The 3,565-nt window shown below is 68.2% G+C and carries 5 protein-coding genes; 2 read left to right on the top strand and 3 right to left on the bottom strand.

The window, feature by feature from the left end; all coding sequences use genetic code 11:
- Nucleotides 1-154: 154 nt before the first annotated feature.
- Entirely contained in the window at nt 155-532 is a 378-nt protein-coding gene (locus tag ACW62_RS32690; protein WP_083460452.1) for a carboxymuconolactone decarboxylase family protein, read from the top strand.
- Nucleotides 533-756: 224 nt separating this feature from the next.
- Nucleotides 757-903 (top strand): hypothetical protein, encoded by a 147-nt coding sequence (locus tag ACW62_RS34600; protein ID WP_157575148.1) that lies wholly within the window; start codon nt 757-759, stop codon nt 901-903.
- Between the two features lie 30 nt (nt 904-933).
- On the opposite strand, the gene ACW62_RS32685 is transcribed toward ACW62_RS34600, so the two are convergent.
- From ACW62_RS32685 to ACW62_RS32675, 3 genes are all read right to left on the bottom strand, one after another.
- Nucleotides 934-1,239: a hypothetical protein gene (locus ACW62_RS32685; protein WP_053208310.1), complete on the bottom strand. Its 306-nt coding sequence runs from the start codon at nt 1,237-1,239 to the stop codon at nt 934-936.
- Nucleotides 1,240-2,266: 1,027 nt separating this feature from the next.
- Nucleotides 2,267-3,004 carry a DUF4389 domain-containing protein gene (locus ACW62_RS32680; RefSeq protein ID WP_053208309.1) on the bottom strand — a complete coding sequence of 246 codons (738 nt, stop codon included), beginning with the start codon at nt 3,002-3,004 and terminating at the stop codon, nt 2,267-2,269.
- Between the two features lie 89 nt (nt 3,005-3,093).
- Nucleotides 3,094-3,565 (bottom strand): zinc-binding dehydrogenase (locus tag ACW62_RS32675; RefSeq protein WP_157575147.1); only part of this gene is annotated, 472 nt, incomplete at its 5' end.

The following is a 3,565-nucleotide window of genomic DNA, read 5'->3' as shown; positions in this document are numbered from 1 at the left end:
CCGTCTCGTCCCGACCGAGTAGAGACACGATCCGAAGTGTCCGGACATCCCGGGGCGGTTCACATTCACCCGATCCATGTGCTGCGAAGCGGCTCGGCCTTCATCGACGAGGGACTGACGACGAAAGGTCACCGACGCGGACCACGCGGAGCGATTGCGGCTGCTGTCCCTGAACGACTCACGCCTTGCCAGGGCCCCGAGCGGCGACCTGGCGCCGTCTCAGGCGCTCGATCCGAAGTCGTTGGCTCTGGCCAGGCTCGTGGCCCTGGTCGCGGTGGGTGGTGAGAGTCAGTCGTACGGCGCGCACGCGGACGCCGCGGTGGACGCCGGCACGTCGGCGGCCGAGATCGTCGACGTCCTCATGGGCGTCATCCCCGTGGTCGGCCTGTCTCACGCCGTTGCGGCGGCACACAAGCTCGCCCTCGCGTTGGGCTATGACCCCGACGAAGCGTTCGGTCCTAGGAGCCGGATGTGGCGAGCGGTCAGCCCAACAGGCCGATGCCCATGCGCGTTGCGCGGCGTCGTCGCGTGACGAGACACCCAGTTCCCGGTAGATCGCACTGACCTGAGTCGCGACAGTATTGCGGGAGATGAGCCGCCGCTCGCCGATCTGACGGAGGTTGAGATGCGACTGCAGGTAAGGGACCCGGCGGAGCTCAGCTGAGCGGCGACCCCGCGGATCCCTCGGCCGCCGTCTCCGCGGCCTGCTGACGTAGCTCGTCGACCTCATCGACGAGACGCCCCCAGGGCAGGGCGATGGGCGAGGACATCGTCGATCTCGCGCATCAGGTGGCGCGCGGTGCACGGTTCGGCGATCGCGAGCCAGACCTTGGCAAGCTGCAGTCGCAGTCGAACCGCGATGCGCGGCGAGCCTGGCTGCGCCGGCGAAAGCCAGGAGACTGAGCACGTACTCGTACATCCGCTTGCCGTCGATCAGGTCGAGTGCGACCTGCAGGTGGTCGGCGGCCTGATCCAGTCGCCGCGATCCATGGTCAGGACCGCGAGCTCGGATTCGCTGACGATGGCTGGCTCGACGTTGCCGACGGCGGCCGCTTGCGCCGTCGACTCCGCGAAGCATCGGCGAGCCTCGCCGAGATCCCCTTCGCGCAGATGCGCCTCTGCGAGCTCGCGCAGCGCGATGTCCCGCCTGACGCTCCACTCCGGTTCCTCCGCGACCGCGAACTCCGCGTCGGCACGCATGGTTCCGGGGTCGCTGGCGCGCAGGAGCGCGCGCAGCATCGCGCGGGCCGAGTCGAACGACGCCGAACCGCCCGGGGACGCCAGATCGAACGACGCCTTCTCGGCGAGCTCCGCCCACCGTTGCGCCCCGGCCGCGTCCCCGGTCAGCGCGCTGATCCAACCGGCCAGGACAGCCAGCGGAAGATGGCCTCGGTGCCGGCGAGGCCGAGCTCGGCAAGCCAGCGCTACACGGTCGAGATGCCGCCCGCGTTGGACGTGGACAGGGTCAGCTCGGCCGCCAGTTCCGCGGCCAAGTCATCCGCCATGAATTCGACCGCGTCACCCGTGGCCCGGAAACGGGGAAGGTGCGGGCTGCCCGGAACGGCTGTCGTGCACCCTCAGCAATGGTGCGGCCTGGCCGGATGGTCAGCAACGAGTCGGTCCGCACTCGAAACGGCGGCCGCTGCCGGTTCCCCAGCCCGCATCCCGATTCGGCGTCAGCGCGGCGTCTTGGCCGGCCGCCCGCGGGCCCGAGCGCGAAACCCCCAGTTGGCGCCCATGCCCGCACCAGCCCAGTGGTTCGGCGACCGACCAAGACCTATCCGCCACGAGGCACGAAGCCTCGGCGGCGAGGAACGAGGGCGGTACGGACGACGACAGCTTGATCATTCGCTCCGGCCACCCTCGCTGCAGCTGAGCTGCCGCCGAGGTCCGGAGCGACACGTCACAAAGCGACGTTGTGGTGACGCTACGCCCGCCATGACGCACCGTCAAGCAACGACCGCGGCTGGGCTTGCTCGGCGGCGGCCGCTCTCCTTGAGGCAGAAACGAAGGCCCCGGTGGACTCGCGTTACCAGGCGGTTGGAGATGCGCAAGATCTTGAACGTCGCGCACCTCAGCCTCGGCGGGGTGATGGTGCGGATGGAGGACTGGCACTTCGACTACGTCACCCACCCTGACATGAGGACTTCTTCGTCGGTACGCTCCGCGGCTGCGACTTTCTCGTCCTCGGTCGCCGCACCTACGAGGATTCGCCGCGGCGTGGCTTCAAGAGACCGGCGAAAGTGTGCTCGTCAGGCTGGCTCTGTCAACTGGTGCGCAGGCTCTCGGTTTCAGGATCGGACGTCGGGTTCGATGGCGGTGTCGGCTGAGCGCTCCCGGGGTCGGTGCCGCCTTGGTCCAGCCGGAACGGCGGATACTGGTCAGTCATCAGTCCGGCATAGGCGGTGACCCGCAGGACCCATCGGTTCATACCCATGACCAGGTCGTAGATCGGCTTGGGATACCGGCCGGTGAAGAGAAGGATCACCGCGGCGACGAGTAGCAGCAGCCCGATCAAGCCACCTGACCACAGCCATGGCGACGAGTCAGCCGTTGCCGTTTGGTCGACGAGGTAGATGCCGCCGCCGACGAAGAAGGCAATGACCAGGTAGTGCGGTATGGCCAGGAGCCACCATTTCACCAGCACCAATCCACGTGACAGGTGTTGCGGGTAGTCCACCTGGAGGTGGGCCGGGTAGTCCGCGACGTCGGCCAGCGTGAAGGGCGGGTAACGATCGGAGCCGAGCGCGCCGTAAGCGTAGTGCGTCACCCGCCAGCTCCAGCGCATCACTCCCACGTTGAAGTCGAAGATGGACCGCGGGTAGCGACCGGTGAACAGGATCGCGAAGAACGCCACCACGCTGAGCGCGACGAACGCAAGCCACAGGAACACGAGGACCAGGTAGTGCGGTATGACCAGAATCCATTTGACCAGCCACTGCCAGCGGTTCAGTGCGGGATCGAGGTGCGCGTCCACGCGCACCGGATAGGTCGAGATACTCATCGTCGTTCGCCTCGTTCGGTTGTCGGTGTTGTACTCGGACGGGGCCCCTTGCTCGTATACGCGACGTGATGCGGCGACACGGAGGTCGCTCAGATCGTGATGGCGAGCTTTCCCCGCACCATCCCCGACTCCAGATAGCGCATGGCGTCGGCGACCCGTTCGAGCGGGAAGGTCCGGTCGACGCTGGGCGTCACCGCGCCCGCCTCGATGAGCGGGGTGAGCCGGACGAGATCGCCGGCGCGTTCCTTGGAGGCCAGCATGACCAGCCGCTGCCGGACGAACAGCGAGACGATCGGCGCCCGCAGCTGACGGCCGAAGCCGCCGGTCCAGGGTCCGCCGCTCTCCCCGCCCACGATCACGGCCGTCCCGGACGGGGTGAGCGCCCGGCGCAACCGCGACAGCGACGGGTTGCCCGCGATGTCGAGGATCAGGTCGTAGTGGTGCGTGCCGTCGGCGAAGTCGTCGTGGGTGTAGTCGAGGACGTGGTCGGCGCCCAGGGCGCGCACCAGGTCCGTCTTCGCCGGGCTGCACACGCCGGTGACCTCCGCGCCGGCAGCCTTG

This window comes from Jiangella muralis (assembly GCF_001270745.1).
Classification (GTDB): domain Bacteria; phylum Actinomycetota; class Actinomycetes; order Jiangellales; family Jiangellaceae; genus Jiangella; species Jiangella muralis.
This window is presented reverse-complemented; position numbering and strand designations above follow the sequence as displayed.

Coding starts and splice junctions, on each gene's coding strand:
- ACW62_RS32680 (WP_053208309.1), bottom strand. CDS start 3,004: ATGAGTATCTCGACCTATCCGGTGCGCGTGGACGCGCACCTCGATCCC.
- ACW62_RS34600 (WP_157575148.1), top strand. CDS start 757: ATGGGCGAGGACATCGTCGATCTCGCGCATCAGGTGGCGCGCGGTGCA.
- ACW62_RS32685 (WP_053208310.1), bottom strand. CDS start 1,239: ATGCTGCGCGCGCTCCTGCGCGCCAGCGACCCCGGAACCATGCGTGCC.